28 protein-coding genes are annotated in these 21,981 nt (G+C 58.7%); 22 read left to right on the forward strand and 6 right to left on the reverse strand.

Annotated elements, in window-relative coordinates:
- The first annotated feature begins 65 nt into the window (after positions 1-65).
- The 8 genes from B9Z41_RS12765 to B9Z41_RS12800 all read left to right on the forward strand — a co-directional run bounded on the left by B9Z41_RS12765 (position 66) and on the right by B9Z41_RS12800 (position 7,994).
- Positions 66-794: a c-type cytochrome gene (locus B9Z41_RS12765; protein ID WP_100147457.1), complete on the forward strand. Its 729-nt coding sequence runs from the start codon at positions 66-68 to the stop codon at positions 792-794.
- A complete protein-coding gene (locus tag B9Z41_RS12770; RefSeq protein ID WP_369823333.1) occupies positions 791-2,089 on the forward strand; it encodes a c-type cytochrome in 1,299 nt (432 codons plus the stop codon). Before B9Z41_RS12765 ends, B9Z41_RS12770 begins: the two co-directional genes overlap by 4 nt.
- Positions 2,090-2,149: 60 nt before the next feature.
- Positions 2,150-2,503, forward strand: coding sequence for a DUF2946 family protein (locus B9Z41_RS12775; protein ID WP_100147458.1), 354 nt, complete (start codon positions 2,150-2,152; stop codon positions 2,501-2,503).
- 103 nt (positions 2,504-2,606) lie between these two features.
- The gene (locus B9Z41_RS12780; RefSeq protein ID WP_233202670.1) at positions 2,607-4,913 is read left to right on the forward strand and encodes a TonB-dependent receptor; all 2,307 of its coding nucleotides are present in this window, start codon (positions 2,607-2,609) and stop codon (positions 4,911-4,913) included.
- 34 nt (positions 4,914-4,947) lie between these two features.
- Complete coding sequence (locus B9Z41_RS12785; protein ID WP_100147459.1) at positions 4,948-5,493, forward strand: YcnI family protein; 546 nt, start codon at positions 4,948-4,950, stop codon at positions 5,491-5,493.
- A gap of 15 nt (positions 5,494-5,508) precedes the next feature.
- Positions 5,509-5,997: a copper chaperone PCu(A)C gene (locus B9Z41_RS12790; RefSeq protein ID WP_100147460.1), complete on the forward strand. Its 489-nt coding sequence runs from the start codon at positions 5,509-5,511 to the stop codon at positions 5,995-5,997.
- A 66-nt stretch (positions 5,998-6,063) separates the two neighbouring features.
- The gene (locus B9Z41_RS12795) at positions 6,064-6,723 is read left to right on the forward strand and encodes a PhaM family polyhydroxyalkanoate granule multifunctional regulatory protein (RefSeq protein WP_100147461.1); all 660 of its coding nucleotides are present in this window, start codon (positions 6,064-6,066) and stop codon (positions 6,721-6,723) included.
- Positions 6,723-7,994 carry an FIST N-terminal domain-containing protein gene (locus tag B9Z41_RS12800; protein ID WP_100147462.1) on the forward strand — a complete coding sequence of 424 codons (1,272 nt, stop codon included), beginning with the start codon at positions 6,723-6,725 and terminating at the stop codon, positions 7,992-7,994. The genes B9Z41_RS12795 and B9Z41_RS12800 overlap by 1 nt, the downstream gene beginning before the upstream one ends.
- 12 nt (positions 7,995-8,006) lie before the next feature.
- Here the strand turns inward: B9Z41_RS12800 and tgt are convergent, their stop codons facing one another.
- From tgt to B9Z41_RS12820, 4 genes are all read right to left on the reverse strand, one after another.
- Positions 8,007-9,197: a tRNA guanosine(34) transglycosylase Tgt gene (gene tgt / locus B9Z41_RS12805; RefSeq protein WP_100147463.1), complete on the reverse strand. Its 1,191-nt coding sequence runs from the start codon at positions 9,195-9,197 to the stop codon at positions 8,007-8,009.
- Positions 9,184-10,278: a tRNA preQ1(34) S-adenosylmethionine ribosyltransferase-isomerase QueA gene (queA, locus tag B9Z41_RS12810; RefSeq protein WP_100147464.1), complete on the reverse strand. Its 1,095-nt coding sequence runs from the start codon at positions 10,276-10,278 to the stop codon at positions 9,184-9,186. Before queA ends, tgt begins: the two co-directional genes overlap by 14 nt.
- Before the next feature lie 76 nt (positions 10,279-10,354).
- Positions 10,355-10,663 carry a type II toxin-antitoxin system RelE/ParE family toxin gene (locus B9Z41_RS12815; protein WP_100147465.1) on the reverse strand — a complete coding sequence of 103 codons (309 nt, stop codon included), beginning with the start codon at positions 10,661-10,663 and terminating at the stop codon, positions 10,355-10,357.
- The gene (locus B9Z41_RS12820) at positions 10,660-10,923 is read right to left on the reverse strand and encodes a YlcI/YnfO family protein (protein ID WP_100147466.1); all 264 of its coding nucleotides are present in this window, start codon (positions 10,921-10,923) and stop codon (positions 10,660-10,662) included. Before B9Z41_RS12820 ends, B9Z41_RS12815 begins: the two co-directional genes overlap by 4 nt.
- A 76-nt stretch (positions 10,924-10,999) precedes the next feature.
- Here B9Z41_RS12820 and recG point away from each other — a divergent pair, with 76 nt between their 5' ends.
- Genes recG through B9Z41_RS12835 form a run of 3 tightly spaced genes read left to right on the forward strand, consistent with a single transcriptional unit; the run spans position 11,000 to position 15,111 of the window.
- The gene (gene recG / locus B9Z41_RS12825) at positions 11,000-13,228 is read left to right on the forward strand and encodes an ATP-dependent DNA helicase RecG (protein WP_100147550.1); all 2,229 of its coding nucleotides are present in this window, start codon (positions 11,000-11,002) and stop codon (positions 13,226-13,228) included.
- Between the two features lie 4 nt (positions 13,229-13,232).
- Entirely contained in the window at positions 13,233-14,198 is a 966-nt protein-coding gene (locus tag B9Z41_RS12830) for a hydrogen peroxide-inducible genes activator (protein WP_100147467.1), read from the forward strand.
- 10 nt (positions 14,199-14,208) lie between these two features.
- Entirely contained in the window at positions 14,209-15,111 is a 903-nt protein-coding gene (locus B9Z41_RS12835; RefSeq protein WP_100147468.1) for a 4-hydroxybenzoate octaprenyltransferase, read from the forward strand.
- A gap of 63 nt (positions 15,112-15,174) precedes the next feature.
- Here B9Z41_RS12835 and B9Z41_RS12840 read toward each other — a convergent pair whose 3' ends face one another.
- Both B9Z41_RS12840 and proC read right to left on the reverse strand, forming a co-directional pair.
- Complete coding sequence (locus tag B9Z41_RS12840; RefSeq protein WP_100147469.1) at positions 15,175-15,396, reverse strand: hypothetical protein; 222 nt, start codon at positions 15,394-15,396, stop codon at positions 15,175-15,177.
- A gap of 55 nt (positions 15,397-15,451) precedes the next feature.
- Entirely contained in the window at positions 15,452-16,291 is an 840-nt protein-coding gene (gene proC / locus B9Z41_RS12845; protein WP_100147470.1) for a pyrroline-5-carboxylate reductase, read from the reverse strand.
- A gap of 210 nt (positions 16,292-16,501) precedes the next feature.
- Here proC and rplN point away from each other — a divergent pair, with 210 nt between their 5' ends.
- Genes rplN through secY form a run of 11 tightly spaced genes read left to right on the forward strand, consistent with a single transcriptional unit; the run spans position 16,502 to position 21,924 of the window.
- A complete protein-coding gene (rplN, locus tag B9Z41_RS12850) occupies positions 16,502-16,870 on the forward strand; it encodes a 50S ribosomal protein L14 (RefSeq protein ID WP_025596343.1) in 369 nt (122 codons plus the stop codon).
- 9 nt (positions 16,871-16,879) lie between these two features.
- Positions 16,880-17,200: a 50S ribosomal protein L24 gene (rplX, locus tag B9Z41_RS12855; protein ID WP_100147471.1), complete on the forward strand. Its 321-nt coding sequence runs from the start codon at positions 16,880-16,882 to the stop codon at positions 17,198-17,200.
- Positions 17,201-17,202: 2 nt separating this feature from the next.
- Complete coding sequence (gene rplE / locus B9Z41_RS12860; RefSeq protein ID WP_100147472.1) at positions 17,203-17,742, forward strand: 50S ribosomal protein L5; 540 nt, start codon at positions 17,203-17,205, stop codon at positions 17,740-17,742.
- Positions 17,743-17,750: 8 nt separating this feature from the next.
- On the forward strand, positions 17,751-18,056 hold the full coding sequence (gene rpsN / locus B9Z41_RS12865) for a 30S ribosomal protein S14 (RefSeq protein ID WP_100147473.1): 306 nt from the start codon (positions 17,751-17,753) through the stop codon (positions 18,054-18,056).
- A gap of 18 nt (positions 18,057-18,074) precedes the next feature.
- The gene (gene rpsH / locus B9Z41_RS12870; protein ID WP_100147474.1) at positions 18,075-18,470 is read left to right on the forward strand and encodes a 30S ribosomal protein S8; all 396 of its coding nucleotides are present in this window, start codon (positions 18,075-18,077) and stop codon (positions 18,468-18,470) included.
- 24 nt (positions 18,471-18,494) lie between these two features.
- A complete protein-coding gene (rplF, locus tag B9Z41_RS12875) occupies positions 18,495-19,028 on the forward strand; it encodes a 50S ribosomal protein L6 (RefSeq protein ID WP_100147475.1) in 534 nt (177 codons plus the stop codon).
- 11 nt (positions 19,029-19,039) lie between these two features.
- A complete protein-coding gene (gene rplR, locus B9Z41_RS12880; protein ID WP_100147476.1) occupies positions 19,040-19,405 on the forward strand; it encodes a 50S ribosomal protein L18 in 366 nt (121 codons plus the stop codon).
- A gap of 18 nt (positions 19,406-19,423) precedes the next feature.
- Positions 19,424-19,942 carry a 30S ribosomal protein S5 gene (gene rpsE / locus B9Z41_RS12885; protein WP_100147477.1) on the forward strand — a complete coding sequence of 173 codons (519 nt, stop codon included), beginning with the start codon at positions 19,424-19,426 and terminating at the stop codon, positions 19,940-19,942.
- 14 nt (positions 19,943-19,956) lie between these two features.
- Positions 19,957-20,139, forward strand: coding sequence for a 50S ribosomal protein L30 (gene rpmD, locus B9Z41_RS12890; RefSeq protein WP_100147478.1), 183 nt, complete (start codon positions 19,957-19,959; stop codon positions 20,137-20,139).
- Positions 20,140-20,148: 9 nt separating this feature from the next.
- Positions 20,149-20,580: a 50S ribosomal protein L15 gene (rplO, locus tag B9Z41_RS12895; RefSeq protein WP_100147479.1), complete on the forward strand. Its 432-nt coding sequence runs from the start codon at positions 20,149-20,151 to the stop codon at positions 20,578-20,580.
- A 48-nt stretch (positions 20,581-20,628) separates the two neighbouring features.
- Positions 20,629-21,924, forward strand: coding sequence for a preprotein translocase subunit SecY (secY, locus tag B9Z41_RS12900; RefSeq protein WP_100147480.1), 1,296 nt, complete (start codon positions 20,629-20,631; stop codon positions 21,922-21,924).
- Positions 21,925-21,981: the final 57 nt, after the last annotated feature.

Here is a 21,981-nt window from a genome sequence, read left to right on the forward strand (position 1 = left end):
TGGATTTTCAGTCAAAACAAAAAGGGGCTCCGTGCTGTCAGGCAGGCATCTGAAACAATCCCCCCATGAAATTATTTTTGTCTGCTTGGCTGATGGTGTGCGTGGTGCTGTCTGCGCATGGCTTTGAAAACACCATGGCCGAGCGCACCCGTGCCTGCACCGCCTGCCATGGCGAGCAGGGCAAAGCCGGGCCCGATGGCTATTACCCGCGTTTGGCGGGCAAGCCTGCGGGTTATCTGTACAACCAGTTGCAAAACTTCAAACAAGGGCGACGCCATTACGACCTGATGGCGCGCTTGATCGACCCCCTGTCTGACGCCTATTTGCAAGACATGGCGCAGTACTTCTCTGCTTTGAAGGTGCCCTACCCAGCGCCAGCCTTGCAGGCCAACAGTGCTTCGCCTGCGTTGCTCGCGCGTGGTCAAGTGCTGGCCCGTGAGGGCGACGCCAGCAAAGGTTTGCCGGCCTGCGTGGCATGCCACGGCGACAAGCTCACTGGGGTAGCGCCTGCGGTGCCCGGCTTGCTGGGGTTGCCACTCGATTATTTGAACGGACAGCTGGGTGCCTGGCAGTCGGGCCAACGCCGCGCCCACGCGCCAGACTGCATGGCGCAGGTAGTGCAACGCTTGAGCCCAGATGACGTGATGGCCGTGGCCAACTACCTGGTGCGGCAAGTGCTGCCCAGCGACGCCACCCCCGCTGCTGCGGCACAAGGTGCCGTGCGCGCCAAACTGTTGAGCAGCAGCGACACCTGGCGCTGTGGCAGCGCCCCACTGGCAAAGGGGCAGCCATGATGCAACGTGTGTTGGGCCTTGTGCTGGCCCTGTGCCTAGCCACCACCGCTTGGGTGGTGTTTGACAACTATGCCGACGGTGTGGATGTGGGCCCTGCTGCCAACATGTCTCCAGTCTTGACGCACGGTGCACAGCAGGTAGCCCAAGGCGCTTACTTGGCGCGTGCGGGCAACTGCATGTCGTGCCACACCGTGCCGGGCCAAGTGCCGTTCTCGGGAGGACGTGCCATTGAGACACCCTTTGGCAAGGTCTACGCCAGCAATCTCACGCCGGATGACGCCACCGGCTTGGGGCGCTGGAATGCCCAGCACTTCTGGCGTGCGTTGCACCATGGCCGCTCCTACGACGGGCGCTTGCTGGCCCCAGCGTTTCCGTACAACCACACCAGCTTGGTCACGCGTGCCGATGCCGACGCCTTGTTCGCTTATTTCAAAAGCCTGGCGCCTGTGGCACAGGCTACCCCCGTTGCTGAGCTGCGTTGGCCTTTTGGCACCCAGGCCGCCTTTGCGGTGTGGCGCAGTCTGTACTTCAAGCCAGCCCGCTTCACGGAGCAGCCGCAGCACAGCGCCGAATGGAACCGTGGAGCCTATTTGGTCGAAGGCTTGGGCCACTGTGCCGCCTGCCATGGCCCGCGTGACGACTTGGGTGGCAGCGGCGCGTTGGATGACTTGAGTGGTGGCTTGATCCCCGTGGTCAACTGGTACGCGCCGTCGCTGCTGAGCGCACGTGAAACGCGCTTGGGCGATGTGCCCGTGCAAGACACGGTGCGCTTGTTGCAAACCGGTCATGCCCCACACGCCTGGGTGAATGGGCCCATGCGTGAGGTGGTGCAAAACAGCACCCAACACCTCAGCGTGGCTGACTTGACGGCCATGGCCACCTACTTGCAAGCGCGTGCCCGTGCCCATGTGCGAGCGGATGACGTGCCACGCCCCACGCCGCGCGCGCCCAGCCTGCGCGCCAGCCAACGCGGCGCGGCCTTGTACGACGACCACTGTGCCGTGTGCCACGGCAAGCAAGGCCAGGGCGTAGCGCAGGCGTATCCCGCTTTGGCAGGCAATCTGGCGGTGCAAATGGCCCACACCACCAACCTGGTGCAAACCGTCATGTACGGCGGGTTTTCGGTCACTACATCTGCCCAACCACAGCCGTTTGGCATGCCGCCGTTTGTGTTGACCCTGAGCGACCGTGACATGGCCGATGTGCTGACCCACATTCGCACCCAATGGGGCAACGCAGCAGGCGCGGTCACCGAGTTTGATGTGGCGCGTGTGCGCGAAATGCAAACCCGCTGAAATCGCGTTTAGGTTGAACTTGGGCAAGCTGGTGAAAGTGCTTCGTTAGAATCCGTCGCCATGCAACACCTGCGCCACGCCATCCTCCTCACCCGCTGTGTGCTGGTGTGGTTTGTGTTGTCGGTTGGTGTGGCCGTGGCCTCGCCCATGGTGAGCCCCAAGGCCATGGACTTGGTGTGTACCAGCAGCGGCAGCATGAAGCTGGTGGTGCAGGGCGACGATGACGCCACCACCAGCCACACCCTGGATTGCCCCTTGTGTGCCTCTGTCGTGGCACCACCGCCCGCGTTCAACACGGGCTTGACCCAGCCCTCTCCTCTGGCGCATGCGCTGCTTGCCCTTGAAGCCGCGCACATCGCGTCTGTCACCGCCCCGCCACTGCCGTCGCGCGGGCCGCCTGCACTTTTCCTCTGACCGTTGACGTGGGTCTCGGGCGCTAGCGCTCGGACCTTTTTCGTTGGATTGACTGTGACGCTTTGCGCGTCGTCAAGCCTTCGCGTGAGCAGGAAAATTTTTCATGGAACAAGACAAACACCTCAGGCGAGGTTTTTTCGGCGCATCACTTGCGCTGGCGCTTTCAGGTGCAGCGATGGGGCAAGATGCCTCTCAAACCAAAGAGCTGGGCGTGGTGGTGGTGACATCGGGTCACCCTTCATCGTTGCCCACACACATCCCCACCACGATGGAGTCGGTCACGGCCAAACAGATCGCCGAAACCATCAACGCCACCGACAGCGAAGACGCCCTGAAGTATTTGCCCAGCTTGTCGGTGCGCAAGCGCTATATCGGCGACTACAACCATGCCGTGTTGGCGAGCCGTGCGTCTGGGGCCAACAACCCAGCGCGCAGCGCGGTGTATGCCGATGGCATTTTGTTGTCCAACTACTTGGGCAATTCCGCCACCAATGCGCCGCGTTGGGGCTTGGTGACGCCAGAAGAAATTGAGCGGGTTGACGTGATGTACGGCCCGTTCTCTGCCGCCTATCCTGGCAACTCGGTGGGGGCGGTGGTCGACTACGTCACGCGCATGCCCACGGCGTTTGAGGCGCACATGAAGGTCAGTGCCTTCAACCAACACTTTGACGCCTACAACACCAACAGCCACTTCGGGGGTGCCAATGCCAGCGCGACCTTGGGCAGCAAGGCGGGGGACTGGTCTTACTGGTTCAACGTGAACCGCTTGGACAGCAGCGGTCAGCCCATGGTGTTTGTGCGTGCAACGCCCACAACGGGGGTGACGGGTACACGCGTCAATGGCATCGTCAGCGCCTTGAGCACCACGGGGACAGCTTTGGATGTGTTGGGCACCACCACCCAGTACCACACCGTGCAAGACCATGCCAAGTTGAAACTGGCCTACGACTTGTCGTCCACCCTGCGCGCCTCGTACACGCTGGGGTACTGGCAAAACACAAGCAATGGCAGCCCGGCAACATATCTGCGCGATGCGTCCACGGGTGCCGCTGTCTATACCGGGACGGTGAATAACGGTGTCAACGCCTACTCGGTTCCTGCATTCACGGCGTCACAAGAGGCGCTGACACATGTCATGCACGGGCTATCGCTCAAGTCCAATACCCAAGGGGTTTTTGATTGGGAAATGAAGGCGAGTTTGTACAACTACCAAACCGACTTGAACCGGGCCTCAGGCACCCAAAGCAGCGACACAACGTATTCAAGCGCAGGAAAAATCACCGACCAAAGCGGCACAGGCTGGAACAACCTAGCGCTCAAAGGCACCTGGCGACCCGAGGGTGTGAAGGGCACGCACGTGGTGGACTTTGGCTTGCAGCAAGACCACTACACGCTCAAGACACTCACCCAAAACACGGGCATCAACTGGGAGGCAGCGGCACCAGCAAGCCTGGCCAGCAAAGCCGGTGGCAAAACTGAGATGCAAAGTTTGTACGCGCAAGACGCGTGGCGCTTTGCGCCGCTTTGGAAAACGGTGCTGGGCTTGCGTGCAGAAGACTGGAAAGCCCACAGTGGTGATGTGGCCACGGCGACGTCGAGCAGCAGCTATGCGTCGCGGCAGGAAACGCACTTTTCTCCCAAGGCGGCCATCTCACACCAGTGGGCGCCTGATCTGTTGTTGAAGGCATCCACAGGGCGTTCTTTGCGCATGCCCACCACGCAAGAGATGTATGGCAACACCTCGCTGTCTGGTTCGACCACCACGTTCTTGAACGATCCCAATTTACGGCCCGAGCGTTCATGGACAAGCGAGTTGACGGCGGAAAAAGACTCAGGCTCGGGCTTGTGGCGTGTGACCGCGTTCTTTGAAAACACGCGCGACGCCATCTATTCGCAAACCAATACCTTCTCAGACGGAAGCAGTCGCACCTTTGTGCAAAACATCAAGCGCATAGAGAGCAGCGGTTTGGAAGTGGCCTACGCTGGCAACGATGTCCTCACGCGTGGCCTCGACTTGTTGGGGAGCGTGACCTATGTGGACTCACGCATCAAAGAAAACGATGGTTATGTCGTCAGTGCAGGCGATACGATCAATCAATACCAGCCGCGCGTGCCTGCATGGCGTGGCAATGTGTTGGCCAACTACCGCTGGGACGACACGCTCAGCACCTCCATCGGTGCGCGTTACAGCGGTCACCAGTTTGGAAGCTTGAACAACGCCGATAGCAATGGCTATTCCTACACGGGCGTGAGCAAGTTCTTTGTGGTGGATGCGCGCGCGGTCTACAAAGTTGACCGGCAATGGACGGTGGCAGGCGGCATCGACAACCTGAACAACTACAAATATTGGAATTACCACCTGTATCCCATGCGCACCTTCTTTGCTGAACTGAAGTACGACTTGACGTAACACCACGCGCTGTATGAATTTTGAAAGTTGAACCATGACAAATAAACATCTGATAGGGGCTCTTTGCAGCGGACTTTTCGCACTTGCGCAAGCAGCCCAAGCGCACATCGTGTTGACCGAGCCTCAAGCGGTCGCGGGCACTTACTACAAAGCCACCTTGCGTGTGGGGCACGGCTGCAATGGGTCTGCCACCACCAGCCTGGCGGTGCAAGTGCCCACGGGTTTTGAAGGTGCCAAGCCTCAACCCAAACCCGGCTGGAGCTTGAGCTCGCGTACCGCCAAGCTGGCGCAGCCCTACACCAGCCACGGCAAAACCGTGACCGACGATGTGGTGGAGTTGCGTTGGGCTGCGAGCACCCGAGAGGCGGCGTTGCCCGATGACCAGTTTGATGAATTTGCCTTCATGGGCCGCTTGCCCGACCTTGCCGGTCCGATGTGGGTCAAAGTTTTGCAGACCTGCGAGAGCGGTCAAAATGATTGGTCTGATATTCCGGCCCACGGCACATCGACGCGCGGCTTGAAACTGCCAGCCGCTTTGCTGGATGTGCAGCTCGCCCCGGCCCAACACCACAACCATTGATCCCAAGGAGTTCCTATGAAATTTTCTGAATGCTTGATTGCCGTGTCGCTCACCACGGTGTTGGCTGCCAGCGCTTTCGCGCAAAACGTCACCATCACCGATGCTTGGGCCCGTGCCACCGTGCCCGGTCAAAAAGCCACCGGTGCTTTCATGAAGCTCACCGCCAAAGACAGCGCCAAGCTCGTAGGGGTGAGCAGCCCCGCTGCCGGCGTGGCCGAGATTCATGAAATGAAGATGGACAAGGACGTCATGAAGATGGCGGCCTTGCCCAATGGCTTGGACTTGCCTGCTGGCAAGGTGGTGGAGCTCAAGCCGGGCAGCTACCACGTGATGTTGATGGACCTCAAAGCCCCCTTGACCAAAGACAGCACGGTCCCCGTGACCTTGGTGTTTCAAGATGCCAAAGGCGTCAAAACAAATCTTGAGCTCAAGCTGCCCGTGAGCGCACAAACGCCGATGATGGGGCAGGGCATGGAGCACCAGCACGGCGATCACAAGCATTGATTTGTCAGTTTCGTGATCGCTCGGGTTTGGTTTAATCCCAGCACACACTTCCACCAGGAGACACCCATGAGCAACCCCAGCGGTTTTGATTTCACCAAGTTCGTTCCGGGCTTTGACTTTTTGAAAAACCTCACCCCTGGTGCGGGCGCGGCCTCAACGGCTGCGCCAGGCTGGGTGGCGCCTACGCTGGATCCTGAAGAGTTGGACAAGCGCATTCAAGAGCTGAAGACGGTGCATTTCTGGTTGGACCAAAACACCAAGGCGGTGAGTGCCACCATCCAGGCGCTGGAGGTGCAGCGCATGACCCTGGCTACCTTGCAAGGCATGAACCTGAGCTTTGCAGAGCTGGCCGAGTCGCTCAAGGTCAAACCCCAACCGGATGCAACGCCTACAGCGTCTGAGCCTGCCCCGGCGTCTGAGCCAACGCCAGAGCAGGCCGCAGCGCAACAAGCCGCGAAAGCCGCGAAACCGCAGAGCAAGCCCACCGCCAGCGCTTCTGCTGGAGTGGATCCCGCGCACTGGTGGAGTTCGTTGACCGATCAGTTTCAACACATTGCCAACAAAGCCATGCACGACATGGCGCACAACGCCGCCGCACATGCAGGGGCACCTGCCAAAAAAGCCGCAGCGCCCAGCGCCCCGGCCAAGCCAAAAGCTGCACGCAAGACAACGCGCCAAACCGCGTCCAAAGCAACGGCCAAAACGGCTGCACGACGCAAAGCCTGATGAAGCTCTTCCCCTACGGCCACGCCACCCATCCGCAATGGCGCATGGCCGCCGGTTTGGTGCTGGCGCAACTGCGTGCCCACATGGCTTTGCCCGAGTACGCCAGTGCGCCGCCTTTGGGCCTGCTCTACATCACCGACCATTACGCGCCGCACGCCAAAGAATTGCTGGGCTATTTGAGCGCCGAACTGCCCGAAGTCACTGACTGGGCTGGCACCGTGGGCGTGGGCGTGGCAGCCAACAACGTGGAATATTTTGACGAGCCCGCGCTGAGCGTGATGCTGTGCGACATTTCGCCCGAGCACTACCGCGTGTTCAGCGGCGTGGCACCGCTGGCGCAAGGCGGACAAGGCGGCAGCAACTTTGTGCCGCACACCGCGCTGTTGCACGCCGATGCCCAAACGCCTGACGTGCCAGAGCTGATTGCCGAACTGGCACAACGCACGGTCAGTGGCCATGTGTTTGGTGGCTTGGCCTCCAGCCGCCAACAGGTGGTGCAGTTTGCCCAGCGCGGCGACGGCAACATGGCCGGACAGGGCCAGGCCGATGGCGTGTTTTCGGGCGGCTTGAGCGGTGTGGCCTTTGATGCCGAAGTGGCCATGGTGTCGCGCGTGACGCAAGGGTGTTTGCCCATTGGCCCGGTGCACACCATCACGTCGGTGGACAACCATGTGGTGCTGACCCTGGACGACGAACCCGCCTTGGATGTCTTGGTGCGTGACCTGCACATTGACCTGGAACAACGCCAACAGGCCCTGACCAAAGTGCGCGCCACCTTGGTGGGGCTGGCACCCGCGCATGACGCAGCGATCAAACGCACCGGCGAGTTTGACGATGCGGTGCTGGTGCGCCACATCATTGGCTTAGACCCTGCGCAGCGTGCGGTGGCAGTGGCCCAGCCAGTAGAGGTGGGCATGCGGTTGACGTTTTGCGAACGCAACATGGCTGCTGCGCGGGCCGACTTGATGCGCATTGGCGCTGAAATTCGTGAAGCGCTAGAGCCCGAAGAAATGACAGCAGAACTGGCCGGTGTGCTGAGCGCTGAAACCTCGGCCAGCCCGCATCCTGCCCGACGCATGGCGGGTGCGGTGTATGTCAGCTGCGCGGGGCGCGGCGGCCCGCACTTTGGCGGGCCCAGTGCCGAGCTGCAAATCGTGCGCCGTGCCTTGGGCGATGTGCCGCTGGTGGGCTTTTTTGCCGGCGGCGAAATTGCGCACCAAAACCTGTATGGCTACACCGGTGTGTTGACGGTGTTCACCACCGAGGCTTGATCTGCTTGCGGCTCAAATACCGCGTGCCCGGTCTTGTTTGAACTTGGTGCGAAACGCGCCAAACTGACCTGCCTCCAAGGCCTCACGCACTTCGCGCATCAGGTTCAAGTAGTAGTGCAGGTTGTGGATGGTGGTGAGCATGGGGCCGAGCATTTCGCCGCAACGGTCGAGGTGGTGCAAGTAAGCGCGGCTGAAGCCACCGCTGACGCTGCCATCGGCGCGCGTGTGGCCATGGCAGGTGTAGCAGCTGCAGGTGCTGTCGAGCGGGCCGTGGTCTGCCTTGTGGCGGGCGTTGCGAATTTTCAAATCCCCAAAACGCGTGAACATGGTGCCGTTGCGGGCGTTGCGGGTGGGCATGACGCAGTCGAACATGTCCACGCCGTCTGCCACGCCTTGCACCAAGTCTTCGGGTGTGCCCACGCCCATCAAGTAGCGCGGCTTGTGTGCGGGCAGGCGGTGCGGGGTGTGCGCCATGATCTCCAGCATCTGTTCTTTGGGCTCGCCCACGCTCACGCCACCAATGGCGTAGCCCGGAAAATTCATCTCCACCAAGGCGTCGAGCGACTCTTGGCGCAGGTTGGTGAACATACCGCCTTGCACAATGCCAAACAAGGCGTTGGGATTTTCCAAGCGTGCAAATTCAGCCTTGCTGCGTACCGCCCAGCGACGGCTCATTTCCATGGACTTGCGGGCTTCGGCCTCGGTGGTGAGGTGGCCTTTGGTTTCATAGGGCGTGCACTCGTCGAGCTGCATCACGATGTCGCTGTTGAGCGTGGTTTGAATTTGCATGCTCACCTCGGGTGACATGAACAGCTTGTCGCCGTTCACGGGGGACGCAAAGGTCACCCCTTCTTCGGTGATCTTGCGCATGGCACCCAAGGACCACACCTGAAAACCGCCGCTGTCGGTGAGGATGGGTTTGTTCCAACGCTCAAAGCCATGCAAGCCGCCAAAGCTTTGCATCACGTCTAAGCCAGGACGCATCCACAAATGGAAGGTGTTGCCCAGAATGATTTGCGCGCCCATCTCTTCCAAGCTGCGCGGCATCACGCCTTTGACGGTGCCGTAGGTGCCCACAGGCATGAAGATGGGGGTTTGCACCACGCCATGGTTGAGCGTGAGTTGGCCTCGGCGGGCGTGGGTGCCTAGGTAAGACCCGTCGGCAGAAGGGGCGTCGGTGGCCAAGACATCAAACGTCAGCATGGGGCGTCTTTCTTTCAGAGTTTTTTTCTAGCAGCATGGCATCGCCGTAGCTGAAGAAACGGTAGTGTTGTGCAATGGCATGGCGGTACAGCGCATGCATGGGGTCAAAGCCAGCAAAGGCGCTGACCAGCATCAGCAGCGTGCTTTTGGGCAAATGGAAGTTGGTGATGAGCACGTCCACCACCCGAAACTCGAACCCTGGGGTGATGAAGATCTGGGTGTCACCTTGTGTCTGCCCGCTGTGTGCCCAACTCTCCAAGGTGCGCACGCTGGTGGTGCCCACGGCCACCACACGACCGCCGTGTGCTTGGGTGTGCGCAATCGCTTCTACGGTGGCGGCGGGAATGTTGTACCACTCGCTGTGCATGCGGTGTTCAGACAAGTTCTCTGTTTTGACCGGCTGGAAGGTGCCCGCCCCCACATGCAGCGTGACGCTGGCGGTGGCGACGCCACGGGCGGCCAAGCCATCGAGCACGCCTTGGTCAAAGTGCAGCGCAGCCGTGGGCGCAGCGGCAGCACCTGGGTGTTTGGCAAACACGGTTTGGTAGCGCGCTTCGTCTTCGGCTTTGTCCGCGTCACTTTCGTGCTGTGGATCTGCTGTGTTTTGGTGACGTTCAATGTAGGGTGGCAGCGGCATGTGACCATGTTGCTGCATCAGGGTGTGCGGCTCGTCGCTGAACTGGAAGCGAAACAGCTGGCCGTTGTCATCGGGCCAGCGACCCAGCAGGGTGGCCTGGAAGCCGCCGGTCATGTGCAGCACGGTGCCCACGGGCGGCTTTTTACTCACCTTCATGTGCGCCACCACCTCGTGGTGGGTGAGCACGCGCTCGACCAAGAGCTCAAGCTTGCCGCCGGTGGGCTTTTCGCCAAACAAGCGAGCTTTGACCACCTGGGTGTCGTTGAACACCAGCAAGTCACCGGCGCGCAGCAGGCTGGGCAACTCTTTGAAGGTGCGGTCGATGAAGGGGCTGCTGCGGCCGTCGAGCAAGCGTGAGGCGCTGCGTTCAGGGGCGGGGTGCTGGGCAATCAGGGCTTCGGGGAGGTGAAAGTCGAAGTCGCTGAGCGTGTAGGTCTGGGGCATGTGCTTGAGGGCCGGACGGGCCCGTTCCAAGTGAAAACAGCCGCGATTTTGGCACGGCTGTTTGATACGAACCGATTCAGTGAAAGTCTTCTTCGCGCTGGTGCCGGATGGCCAACACGGTGACGGTGGTGGCATCGTCAATTTCAAACAGGGCCACATAACCCGTCGCCCCAAATGACATGACGAGTTCTCGCAGCCTGGGGCCGTGCGCGCCGTTGGCGGCTTTGCGGCAGGTGAATGGAAATTGCTCCAAGAGTTTGAGGCTGTCCTCCATGGCTTCGCGGGCACGCAAGGCCACATCGAGGTCGAATTGCAGCAAAAAGTCGAACAACCGAAGCAAGTCTTCTTGCGCTTCTTCTGTGAAGCGCAGGGCATAACGCGTCATTTGCGTTTGGCCGTGGCGATGCGTTCGTCGAGTTTGGCCAGCACATCGGAGGCGCTGACATAGCGGTTGGTTTGGCGTGCCGTGTCTGCGGCACGCAGGCCACGCGCAATGAAGTCATCTTCTGCGGCGCGGTGTGCGATGAAACTTTCTAGTGACGACTCCATGAGTTTGGACAAGGTCTCGTTGGGACGCAAAGCGCGCTCCGCGGCTTCGCGCAGCTCAGGTTTGACGCGTAGCGCTGGTAGCGTGGAAGTTTTCAAAGCGAGACTCCAAAAAACGTGTGATGCAATTGTAATGCGCGCGTGCTCGGGTTGCGCGCGGGCACAATCTGGCGCCATGCCACCCGCTTCCAAGTCTGCCGTTGCGCCGCAAGCCAAGACGGCTTCTACCCCTCTTTCCGCACCTCAAAAAGCGTTGCGCAAACTCGGGCTGGATCGCGACATCGATTTGGCACTGCACTTGCCGTTGCGCTACGAGGACGAGACGCGCTTAGGACGCCTGGCGGATACCCGCGATGGCGACTCGGTGCAGGTGGAGGCCACGGTGGTGTCGTGCGAGATCACTTACAAGCCGCGGCGTCAATTGCTGGTGGTGGTGGACGATGGGTCTGACACGTGCACGCTGCGATTCTTTAGTTTTTACCCGGTGCAGCAAAAAGCCTTGGCGGTTGGCAACCGTGTGCGTGTGCGCGGGGAGGTGCGAGGCGGGGGCTTCATGGGGCGCACCATGATGCATCCGCACTTCCAGGCCGCAGGCACGCCGTTGCCGCAAGCGTTGACGCCGGTCTATCCCACCTCGGCGGGTTTGGCTCAGGCGTATTTGCGCCGTGCGGTGCACAGTGGCTTGGTGCATGCGGGTCGCAAAGGCGCGTTTTCAGAAACCATTCCGGCCCAACACCTGCCCCCGCACAGCTGGGCGCTCGAAGCGTCGTTGCATTTTTTGCATCACCCTGCACCCAATGTGTCGTTGACCCAGTTGGAGGATCGCACGCATCCTGCCTGGCAACGGCTCAAGGCCGAAGAGTTGCTGGCGCAGCAACTGTCGCAGTTGCAGGCCAAGCGCGAGCGCGATGAATTGCGGGCTCCGGCCTTGACGCTGAAAGCGGGGGGCTTGCACGAGCAATTGCTAGGAGCGCTGCCCTTTGGGCTGACCGGCGCACAGCGCCGCGTGGGGGAAGAAATTGCCCGTGACCTGATGCGCCAAGTGCCCATGCACCGCTTGCTGCAGGGCGATGTGGGGTCGGGCAAAACCGTGGTGGCTGCGCTGGCCGCTGCGGTGGCCATGGACAGTGGCTGGCAATGCGCGCTGATGGCACCCACAGAAATCTTGGCCGAGCAACACTTTCGCAAACTCATTGGCTGGCTGGAGCCTTTGCTCACACCGCTGGGCAAGCGTGTGGCCTGGCTGACCGGTAGCCAAAAGAAAAAAGAACGCACCGAAATGCTGGGCCTGATCGCCAGCGGTGAAGCGGCGCTGGTGGTGGGCACGCATGCGGTGATTCAAGAGCTGGTGGTGTTCAAGAACTTGGCCTTGGCCATCATCGATGAGCAGCATCGCTTTGGCGTGGCGCAGCGTCTGGCGCTGCGCGAAAAAATGCAAACCCAGACCCAGACCCAGACGTTGCCGGGGGAGGGGGAGGGGCCAGATTTGGCGACATTAAAAGCGCAGCGCGGAGCCGAATCTGGCCCCTCCCCCTCCCCCGGCACACAACAAGAGCCCCATATGCTCATGATGAGCGCCACCCCCATTCCGCGCACGCTGGCCATGAGTTACTACGCCGACTTGGATGTGTCCACGCTCGACGAGCTGCCGCCTGGGCGCACACCCGTGGTGACCAAGTTGGTGTCTGAGAACCGCCGCGACGAATTGATTGAACGCATCCGTCACCAGTTGGCGCAAGGCCGTCAGGTGTATTGGGTCTGCCCGCTGATTGAAGAGAGCGAGGCCTTGGACTTGACCAACGCCACAGAAACACATGCCTTGCTGAGCGAGGCCTTGCAAGCGCGTGATGGGCAGCCGGCGGTGCGGGTGGGCTTGCTGCACTCGCGCATGGCACCGGCGGACAAAAAAGCAGAGATGGCGCTGTTTGAGAGTGGCCAAATGGGCGTGTTGGTGAGCACCACGGTGATTGAGGTGGGGGTCGATGTGCCGAACGCTTCGCTGATGGTGATTGAGCATGCCGAGCGGTTTGGCTTGAGCCAACTGCACCAGCTGCGTGGGCGTGTGGGGCGGGGTGCTGCGGCATCGGCTTGTGTGCTGATGTATTCCACCGGCGAGCACGGGCGTTTGAGTGAAACCGCACGCGAGCGCTTGCGTGCCATGGTGGAGACCTCAGACGGGTTTGAGATTGCGCGCCGTGACTTAGAGATTCGTGGGCCCGGTGAGTTCTTAGGGGCCCGTCAGTCCGGCGCGCCTTTGTTGCGCTTTGCCGATCTGGTGGAAGACGTGGCTTTGCTCGATTGGGCGCGCGCGTTGGCGCCCAAGATGCTCGATCAGTACCCCGAGCTGGCCGAGCGTCATGTAGCGCGCTGGTTGGGTGGAAAATCAGATTTCTTGAAAGCATGAACCCATGACCCTGACCGAACTCAAATACATCGTGGCTGTGGCGCGTGAAAAGCACTTTGGCCGCGCGGCTGACGCGTGTTTTGTGTCGCAGCCCACGCTGTCGGTGGCCATCAAAAAACTCGAAGAAGAGTTGGATGTGAAGTTGTTCGAGCGCAGCGCCAACGAGGTGACGGTCACCACCTTGGGTGAGGAGATCGTGCGTCAAGCGCAAAGCGTGTTGGAGCAAGCGGCCAACATCAAAGAAATTGCCAAGCGCGGCAAAGACCCACTGGGCGGACCTTTGAAGCTGGGTGTGATCTACACCATTGGTCCTTATTTGTTGCCGAGCTTGGTGCGTCAGGCCATTGCCAAGACACCGCAAATGCCGCTGATGTTGCAAGAGAATTTCACGGTCAAGTTGCTGGAGATGTTGCGTACCGGCGAGATCGATTGCGCCATCATGGCCGAGCCTTTTCCGGACACGGGCTTGGCCACCGCAGCGCTTTATGACGAACCATTCATGGCCGCGGTGCCGAGCAACCATCCCTTTGCCAGCCTCAAGCGCGTGAGTGCCGAACAACTCAAGAGCGAGACCATGCTGTTGCTGGGCAATGGCCACTGTTTCCGAGACCACGTGTTGGAGGTGTGCCCTGAGTTTGCACGCTTCTCGAGCAGCACCGAGGGCATCCGCAAGAGTTTTGAAGGCTCGTCTTTGGAAACCATCAAACACATGGTGGCCGCAGGCATGGGTGTGACGTTGGTGCCACGCCTGAGCGTGCCCAAAGAGGCGCTGGACAGCCAGGCCAAGCGCAAAAAAAGCGAAGAGACTTATGTGCGCTACGTGCCTATTGCCGATGCTGACGGAGGCGAGCCGCCGATGCGTCGCGTGGTCTTGGCATGGCGGCGCAGTTTCACCCGCTACGAGGCGATTGCTGCGTTGCGCAATGCCATTTACGCCTGCGAGTTGCCAGGTGTGAAGCGTTTGTCTTGAGGGGGCACGCATGCGCGAGCGTCTGGCCCTTTATTTGGATTTGATCCGCTGGAACCGGCCCGCAGGATGGCTGCTGTTGCTGTGGCCATCGCTGTCGGCGTTGTGGGTGGCTGCACAGGGCTGGCCCGGGTGGCATTTGCTGGGGGTGTTCGTGCTGGGCACGATCTTGATGCGCAGCGCAGGTTGCTGCATCAACGATGTGGCGGATCGTGAGTTTGACCGACACGTCAAGCGCACTGCCAACCGTCCTGTGACTCGCGGCGCGGTGTCAGTGCGCGAGGCTTTAGGGGTGGGGGCTGTGCTGGCACTGCTCGCGTTTGGATTGGTGCTGACCACCAGTGTGACGGCGGTGCTGTGGTCTTTTGCGGCGCTGGCGGTGACCTTGGTGTATCCCTATGCCAAACGCCATGTCTCGATGCCGCAGGCGGTGTTGGGGGTGGCGTTCAGCTTTGGCATACCGATGGCGTTTGCGGTGGTGCAGGGGCAAGGCCTGTCCTGGCGTGATCTTGACGGGGCTGCTTTATGGGGGGCGGTGCCAGGCTTTGCTTGGGCCATGCTGGCGGTGAATTTGTTTTGGGTGTTGGCGTATGACACCGAGTACGCCATGGTCGATCGCGATGACGACTTGCGCATTGGCATGAAGACTTCAGCCATTACCCTGGGGCGTTGGGATGTGGCGACCGTCATGTCGTTTTACGCCTTGCATGTGGCCGGCTGGGGGGTGTTGCTGTACGACCAAGGGTTGGCATGGCCCTGGTATGCGGCACTGGTCTTGGCCGCGGTTCAGGCGGGCTGGCACTATCGGTTGATCAAAGACCGTACACGCGAAGGCTGCTTCCAAGCCTTTCGTTTGAACCATTGGTTGGGGGCGACGCTATTTGCAGGGGTTGCTGTGAGCTACGCTTTGCGGTGATTCATTTGCCCAAATAAAAAGAGCTTGGCATGCCAAGCTCTTTTTGTTTCAGCCGTGAGCCAATCACTTGGCTTTGTGCTTTTTCGATTTTTTCTTGAGTTTCTTTTTCTTGGCCTTGTTGTCTGCCTTGGCGGGCGTGGTTGCAGTGTCGGCAGGTGCAACAGCTGGGGCTGCCTGGACTGCTGGCGCGACAGGCGGAGCGACTGGGGCTGCGGTTTGAGCCGAAACAGCCATAGAGAAGGCCATGGTGGCCGCAGACAACAAAGAGATCAGTAGTTTGTTCATGAAAAAGTCTTTCGAAAGCGTGACATCAAGATTGTCTCACCAAGTGATGGCCGGTTCAGCCGCCAAATGCATCGCCGAGTTCGTGCGCACGTGCCCGGGCGGCCTCTAGCGCGGCTTGGAACAGGGCTTGCACCTTGCTTTCTTGCATGGCCGTGATGGCGGCATAGGTGGTGCCTCCTTTGGAGGTGACGCGTTCACGCAAGACGGCGGGTGACTCGCTGGCGCTTCGGGCAAGTTCGGAGGCGCCGACAAAGGTCCCCACCGCGAGTTGGTGGGCTTGCGCTTGTGTCAACCCCATCTTCACACCTGCTTCGACCATGGCTTCAATGAAGAAGAAGACGTAGGCAGGGCCTGACCCTGAGATAGCCGTGACTGCATCGAGTAATGCCTCTTCTTGGACCCACAGGTATTGGCCTGTGGTGGCGACCACCTGCTCAATCCACGCTTGGTCGGCGGCGCTCACGCTGGGGCGGGCAAACAAGCCGGTCTGCCCCAGGCCCACCAAGGCGGGGGTGTTGGGCATAGCGCGCACCACGCGCTGCGTACCTAGCCAAGCGGCAATGCTGTCGCTGCGGATGCCTGCCGCGACACTCAGGTGCAAAGCGTGTTTGCAAAATGCCTGTGCGGTGTGCGCGGCTTCTTTGAAGACCTGGGGTTTGACGGCCCAAATCACCAGCCCTGCTTCTTCGAGGGCCGGGCTGGCTTGAGGGAGTGTGCGAATTTGAAATTTGGCTTCCAGTTGCTGCCGTGTTGCTTCAAAAGGTTCCACCGCCACGATGTGTTGGGCCGGCGTGCCTTGTTGAATCAGTCCGCCAATGATGGCACTGGCCATGTTGCCGCCGCCAATGAAAGCCAGGGTTTGGGAGGGGGTGTGGTGTGTCGACATGGGGGGCATTGTCGGGCCAGTCAGATCGGTTTGAAAAAATATTTGCCAAGTGATCCAAAGCTGTGGCATAATTTGCGGCTCCGCTGAAAAAGCGGGGTTTATCTGCCCCAAGTTGAAGCGTCGCGAGTGGTTCGTGGCGTGGATGACGGGCCCAAGACTGATCGACTCTTTGTGTGGCTTTGCTGCATGGAGATTTGGTGCAAGTTGGGAATATTTGAAATGATCCAAACTGAATCTCGGTTAGATGTGGCCGACAACACCGGTGCGAAATCCGTTTTGTGCATCAAGGTGCTCGGCGGTTCTAAGCGTCGCTATGCAAGTGTTGGCGACATTATCAAGGTGAGCATTAAAGAAGCCGCTCCGCGTGGCCGCGTCAAAAAAGGCGAGGTCTACAGTGCTGTGGTGGTTCGTACTGCCAAGGGCATTCGTCGTGGCGACGGTTCGCTCGTTAAATTCGATGGCAACGCAGCTGTGTTGCTCAACGCCAAGTTGGAGCCTATTGGCACCCGCATCTTCGGCCCAGTGACGCGTGAGTTGCGCACTGAGAAGTTCATGAAGATCGTGTCTTTGGCTCCTGAAGTTCTGTAAGGTCAGACCATGAACAAGATTCGCAAAGGCGACCAAGTCATCGTCCTCGCTGGGCGTGACAAAGGCAAGCGTGGCGTTGTGTCGCTGCGCAAAGATGACGCACACCTGGTGGTGGACGGCATCAACTTGGTGAAAAAGCACACCAAGCCCAACCCCATGGCTGGCACGCAGGGTGGCATCGTTGAAAAGACCATGCCTATCCATCAGTCCAACGTGGCGATTTACAACGCGGCGACCGGCAAGGCTGATCGCGTTGGTATCAAGACCCTGGCAGACGGCAGCAAAGTGCGTGTCTTCAAGTCCAGCGGCGAAGAAATCAAGGCGGCATAAGCATGGCACGACTGCAACAACACTATCGCGAAAAAGTGGTCCCTGAGTTGACCGCTAAGTTCGGTTACAAGTCTCCAATGGAAGTCCCCCGTCTGACCAAGATCACCTTGAACATGGGTGTGAGCGAAGCGGTTGCCGATAAAAAGGTGATGGACAACGCCGTGGGTGATTTGACCAAGATCGCAGGCCAAAAGCCCGTGGTGACCAAGGCTAAGAAAGCTATCGCTGGTTTCAAGATTCGCGAGCAGCAGCCGATTGGTTGCATGGTCACTTTGCGTGGCGTGCAAATGTATGAATTCCTGGATCGTTTCGTGACTATCGCTTTGCCGCGTGTGCGTGACTTCCGTGGTATTTCTGGTCGCGCTTTCGATGGCCGTGGTAACTACAACATCGGCGTGAAAGAGCAGATCATTTTCCCTGAGATTGAGTACGACAAAGTCGACGCACTGCGCGGCCTCAATATCAGCATCACCACGACGGCCAAGACCGACGACGAGTGCAAAGCGCTCCTCGCAGGCTTCCGTTTCCCGTTCAAGAACTGAGGTGGCACGTGGCTAAAGTAGCTTTGATCGAGCGAGAGCTCAAGCGAGACAGGCTGGTGGCTAAGTACGCAGCTAAGCATGCGGAACTGAAGGCTATCGCTAATGACTTCAAGCGTAGCGACGAAGAGCGCGCAGCTGCCCGTTTGGGTCTGCAAAAGCTTCCCCGTAACGCGAACCCTACGCGTCAACGCAACCGTTGCGAAATCACCGGTCGTCCCCGCGGCACATTCCGCCAATTTGGCCTCGGCCGCGCCAAGATCCGTGAACTTGCCTTCCAAGGCAATATTCCCGGCATCACCAAGGCCAGCTGGTAATCGGGCAGGAGATATTCAATGAGCATGAGTGACCCAATCGCCGATTTGCTGACCCGTATTCGCAATGCGCAAATGGTGGCTAAACCTACTGTTTTGGTGCCTTCTTCCAAAGTGAAGATCGCCATCGCGCAAGTGTTGAAAGACGAAGGCTATATCGACGGTTTTCAAATCAAAAAAGACGCTGGCAAGACTGAGCTTGAGATTTCTCTCAAGTACTACGCAGGTCGTCCAGTGATCGAACGTATCGAGCGCGTGAGCCGTCCAGGCCTGCGTGTGTACAAAGGCTGCGGCGCCATCCCCCAAGTCATGAATGGCATGGGTGTGGCAATCGTGACCACGCCTAAGGGCGTGATGACAGATCGCAAAGCACGCGCTACCGGTGTCGGTGGCGAAGTGTTGTGCTACGTCGCTTAAACGCCGACTAAAGGAAAGACTGAAATGTCCCGAGTTGGAAAAATGCCTGTGATCGTCCCCCAAGGTGTGGACGTGTCAATTAACAGTGCCAACATCAATGTCAAAGGTACCGGCGGTTCGCTGTCGGTGGCTTCTCATGCGCTGGTGAAGGTTGTCAACGACGCTGGTAAGGTGACTTTCACCCCAGTAGATGAGTCGCGTGAAGCGAATGCCATGAGCGGCACATTGCGCCAGTTGGTGAACAACATGGTGTTGGGTGTCTCGAAGGGTTTCGAGAAGAAGTTGACTTTGGTCGGCGTGGGCTACAAGGCCCAAGCACAAGGCTCTAAGCTCAATCTCGCGGTGGGTTTTTCTCACCCCGTGAACAAAGACATGCCTGAGGGCATCAAGGTTGAAACGCCTGCGCCAACGGAAATCATCATCAAAGGTGCTGACCGTCAACGCGTGGGACAAGTGGCCGCTGAGATTCGTGCAATTCGTCCTCCTGAGCCTTACAAAGGCAAGGGCATCCGTTATTCGGATGAGAAGATCACGATCAAAGAGACCAAGAAGAAATAAGGAGCTGCAACATGTTGACCAAAAAAGAGCAGCGTCTTCGCCGGGCCCGTCAGACACGTATCCGTATCGCCAATCAAGGCGTTGCGCGTCTGATGGTGAACCGTACCAATTTGCACATTTACGCCAGCGTGATTTCTGGTTGCGGCACCAAGGTGTTGGCAGCCGCATCTACGGCCGAAGCCGATGTGCGCAAAGAGCTTGGCGCGACTGGCAAAGGCGGCAACGTCAATGCAGCCCAAGTGATTGGCAAGCGCATTGCTGAGAAAGCAAAAGCAGCTGGCGTTGAGAAGGTGGCGTTTGATCGCTCCGGCTTCGCCTACCACGGCCGTGTCAAAGCACTCGCTGATGCCGCTCGTGAAGCTGGCTTGCAGTTCTAATCGAATTGGATATTACAAATGGCTAAATTACAGGCAAATACCAAGAGTGACGGTCCTGAAGACGGTCTGAAAGAGAAGATGATCGCGGTGAACCGCGTCACCAAGGTCGTCAAGGGCGGCCGTATTCTCGGTTTCGCCGCACTCACCGTGGTGGGTGACGATGATGGTCGCGTTGGCATGGGCAAGGGCAAGTCAAAAGAAGTGCCTGCTGCTGTGCAAAAAGCGATGGAAGAAGCCCGTCGCAACATGATCAAAGTGTCTCTGAAGAACGGCACCATTCACCACAAGGTGCATGGCAGCCACGGCGCAGCCAATGTGATGATGATTCCAGCCCCAAAGGGTACCGGCATCATTGCAGGCGGTCCAATGCGCGCTGTTTTCGAAGTGATGGGCATCACCGATATCGTGGCGAAAAGCCATGGCACGTCGAACCCTTACAACATGGTTCGCGCCACGTTGGATGCTTTGAAGAACTGCACCACCCCTTCGGAAGTGGCTGCTAAGCGCGGCAAAAATATCGAAGACATCTTCGCTTGATCTCGGAGCATTCGATGAGCAATACACAAACTGTCAAAGTCCAACTGGTTCGCAGCCCGATTGGTACCAAAGAATCGCACCGTGCCACCGTTCGTGGCTTGGGTCTGCGCAAACTCAACTCTGTGAGCGAGTTGCAAGACACGCCCGCAGTGCGCGGCATGATCAACAAGATCAGCTACCTGGTCAAAGTGCTGTAAAGGTTGAAGATGGAACTCAATAACATCAAACACGCCGATGGCGCCAAGCACGCAAAGCGTCGCGTGGGCCGTGGCATTGGCTCAGGCCTGGGTAAAACCGCAGGTCGTGGCCACAAAGGTCAAAAATCACGTTCGGGTGGTTACCACAAAGTGGGTTTTGAAGGCGGTCAAATGCCTTTGCAACGCCGCTTGCCCAAGCGCGGCTTCAAGTCCACCACGTTGAAATACAACGCGGAAGTGACGCTGGCTGCTCTGGAGCAATTCGGTGCTGCTGAAGTGGACATGAACTCCCTCAAGGCCGCTGGTCTGGTGGCTCATATTGCTCGCGTGGTCAAAGTGATCAAGACGGGTGAGATCACCAAAGCGGTGAAGCTCAACGGCATTGGTGCGACAGCCGCTGCAAAGGCTGCCATTGAAGCCGCTGGCGGCTCGGTCGCCTAAGGTCTGACTGTTTAGGAATAGCACCTCGTGGCAACGAAACCTTCATCGATGGGTAACAACGACAAGTTCGGCGATTTGCGTCGTCGCTTGATCTTCTTGCTGCTCGCCTTGGTTGTTTACCGCGTGGGTGCGCACATTCCTGTGCCTGGCATTGATCCCAATCAGCTGCAGCAGCTGTTCAAGGGTCAGCAAGGCGGAATTTTGAGCTTGTTCAACATGTTCTCTGGTGGCGCCTTGTCGCGTTTCACCGTGTTCGCGTTAGGCATCATGCCGTACATCTCCGCATCGATCATCATGCAACTGATGACCTATGTGTTGCCAGCGCTTGAGCAGCTCAAGAAAGAGGGCGAAGCAGGTCGCCGCAAGATCACGCAGTACACCCGCTATGGCACCTTGGGTCTGGCCTTGTTCCAATCGATGGGCATCGCTTTGGCGCTGGAGGCTTCTGCTGGTTTGGTGAATGCACCGGGCTTTGGCTTTCGCATGACAGCCATGATTACCTTGACATCGGGCACGATGTTCTTGATGTGGCTGGGTGAGCAGATCACCGAACGTGGGCTGGGTAACGGTATTTCGATTCTGATTTTTGCTGGTATTGCGGCAGGTTTGCCCAATTCAGTCGGTGGCTTGTTGGAGCTGGTGCGCACAGGTGCCATGAGCATTTTGGTTGCTCTGGTGATTGTGGTGGTGGTTGCCTTGGTGACCTACTTTGTGGTGTTTGTCGAGCGTGGCCAACGCAAAATTTTGGTGAACTATGCGCGTCGCCAAGTGGGCAACAAAGTGTATGGGGGTCAATCCTCACATTTGCCACTGAAATTGAATATGGCAGGTGTGATTCCTCCCATCTTCGCGTCGTCCATCATTTTGTTGCCAGCAACCGTGGTGAGCTGGTTCAGCTCTGGCGATAGCATGTTGTGGTTGAAAGATATTTCTGCGGCATTGGCACCTGGACAGCCCGTCTATGTGATGTTGTATGCCGCTGCGATTGTGTTTTTCTGTTTCTTCTACACGGCACTGGTTTTCAACAGCCGTGAGACCGCAGACAACCTGAAGAAAAGCGGTGCGTTTGTTCCTGGTATTCGTCCAGGAGATCAAACCGCCAAATACATTGACAAGATTTTGGTTCGACTGACATTGGCGGGTGCGGTGTACATCACATTCGTTTGTTTGTTACCTGAGTTTCTGATTTTGAAATACAACGTGCCTTTCTACTTCGGTGGTACCTCGTTGCTGATCATTGTGGTGGTGACCATGGATTTCATGGCCCAAGTACAAAACTACATGATGAGTCAGCAGTACGAGTCGCTGTTAAAGAAGGCAAGTTTCAAAACAACGCTGGGTTGATAGCCCGGCGATCGAGAAACAAAGAGTCGCGTTCGGTGCCTAGGTTGGTGCCGGATA

Source organism: Limnohabitans sp. JirII-31 (genome assembly GCF_002778315.1).
Classification (GTDB): domain Bacteria; phylum Pseudomonadota; class Gammaproteobacteria; order Burkholderiales; family Burkholderiaceae_C; genus Limnohabitans.

Bases quoted from the DNA above. Each gene is read 5' to 3' on its own strand.
- B9Z41_RS12765 (WP_100147457.1), top strand. From the start codon at position 66: ATGAAATTATTTTTGTCTGCTTGGCTGATGGTGTGCGTGGTGCTGTCT.
- B9Z41_RS12770 (WP_369823333.1), top strand. From the start codon at position 791: ATGATGCAACGTGTGTTGGGCCTTGTGCTGGCCCTGTGCCTAGCCACC.
- B9Z41_RS12775 (WP_100147458.1), top strand. From the start codon at position 2,150: ATGCAACACCTGCGCCACGCCATCCTCCTCACCCGCTGTGTGCTGGTG.
- B9Z41_RS12780 (WP_233202670.1), top strand. From the start codon at position 2,607: ATGGAACAAGACAAACACCTCAGGCGAGGTTTTTTCGGCGCATCACTT.
- B9Z41_RS12785 (WP_100147459.1), top strand. From the start codon at position 4,948: ATGACAAATAAACATCTGATAGGGGCTCTTTGCAGCGGACTTTTCGCA.
- B9Z41_RS12790 (WP_100147460.1), top strand. From the start codon at position 5,509: ATGAAATTTTCTGAATGCTTGATTGCCGTGTCGCTCACCACGGTGTTG.
- B9Z41_RS12795 (WP_100147461.1), top strand. From the start codon at position 6,064: ATGAGCAACCCCAGCGGTTTTGATTTCACCAAGTTCGTTCCGGGCTTT.
- B9Z41_RS12800 (WP_100147462.1), top strand. From the start codon at position 6,723: ATGAAGCTCTTCCCCTACGGCCACGCCACCCATCCGCAATGGCGCATG.
- tgt (WP_100147463.1), bottom strand. From the start codon at position 9,197: ATGCTGACGTTTGATGTCTTGGCCACCGACGCCCCTTCTGCCGACGGG.
- queA (WP_100147464.1), bottom strand. From the start codon at position 10,278: ATGCCCCAGACCTACACGCTCAGCGACTTCGACTTTCACCTCCCCGAA.
- B9Z41_RS12815 (WP_100147465.1), bottom strand. From the start codon at position 10,663: ATGACGCGTTATGCCCTGCGCTTCACAGAAGAAGCGCAAGAAGACTTG.
- recG (WP_100147550.1), top strand. From the start codon at position 11,000: ATGCCACCCGCTTCCAAGTCTGCCGTTGCGCCGCAAGCCAAGACGGCT.
- B9Z41_RS12830 (WP_100147467.1), top strand. From the start codon at position 13,233: ATGACCCTGACCGAACTCAAATACATCGTGGCTGTGGCGCGTGAAAAG.
- B9Z41_RS12835 (WP_100147468.1), top strand. From the start codon at position 14,209: ATGCGCGAGCGTCTGGCCCTTTATTTGGATTTGATCCGCTGGAACCGG.
- B9Z41_RS12840 (WP_100147469.1), bottom strand. From the start codon at position 15,396: ATGAACAAACTACTGATCTCTTTGTTGTCTGCGGCCACCATGGCCTTC.
- proC (WP_100147470.1), bottom strand. From the start codon at position 16,291: ATGCCCCCCATGTCGACACACCACACCCCCTCCCAAACCCTGGCTTTC.
- rplN (WP_025596343.1), top strand. From the start codon at position 16,502: ATGATCCAAACTGAATCTCGGTTAGATGTGGCCGACAACACCGGTGCG.
- rplX (WP_100147471.1), top strand. From the start codon at position 16,880: ATGAACAAGATTCGCAAAGGCGACCAAGTCATCGTCCTCGCTGGGCGT.
- rplE (WP_100147472.1), top strand. From the start codon at position 17,203: ATGGCACGACTGCAACAACACTATCGCGAAAAAGTGGTCCCTGAGTTG.
- rpsH (WP_100147474.1), top strand. From the start codon at position 18,075: ATGAGCATGAGTGACCCAATCGCCGATTTGCTGACCCGTATTCGCAAT.
- rplF (WP_100147475.1), top strand. From the start codon at position 18,495: ATGTCCCGAGTTGGAAAAATGCCTGTGATCGTCCCCCAAGGTGTGGAC.
- rplR (WP_100147476.1), top strand. From the start codon at position 19,040: ATGTTGACCAAAAAAGAGCAGCGTCTTCGCCGGGCCCGTCAGACACGT.
- rpsE (WP_100147477.1), top strand. From the start codon at position 19,424: ATGGCTAAATTACAGGCAAATACCAAGAGTGACGGTCCTGAAGACGGT.
- rpmD (WP_100147478.1), top strand. From the start codon at position 19,957: ATGAGCAATACACAAACTGTCAAAGTCCAACTGGTTCGCAGCCCGATT.
- rplO (WP_100147479.1), top strand. From the start codon at position 20,149: ATGGAACTCAATAACATCAAACACGCCGATGGCGCCAAGCACGCAAAG.
- secY (WP_100147480.1), top strand. From the start codon at position 20,629: ATGGGTAACAACGACAAGTTCGGCGATTTGCGTCGTCGCTTGATCTTC.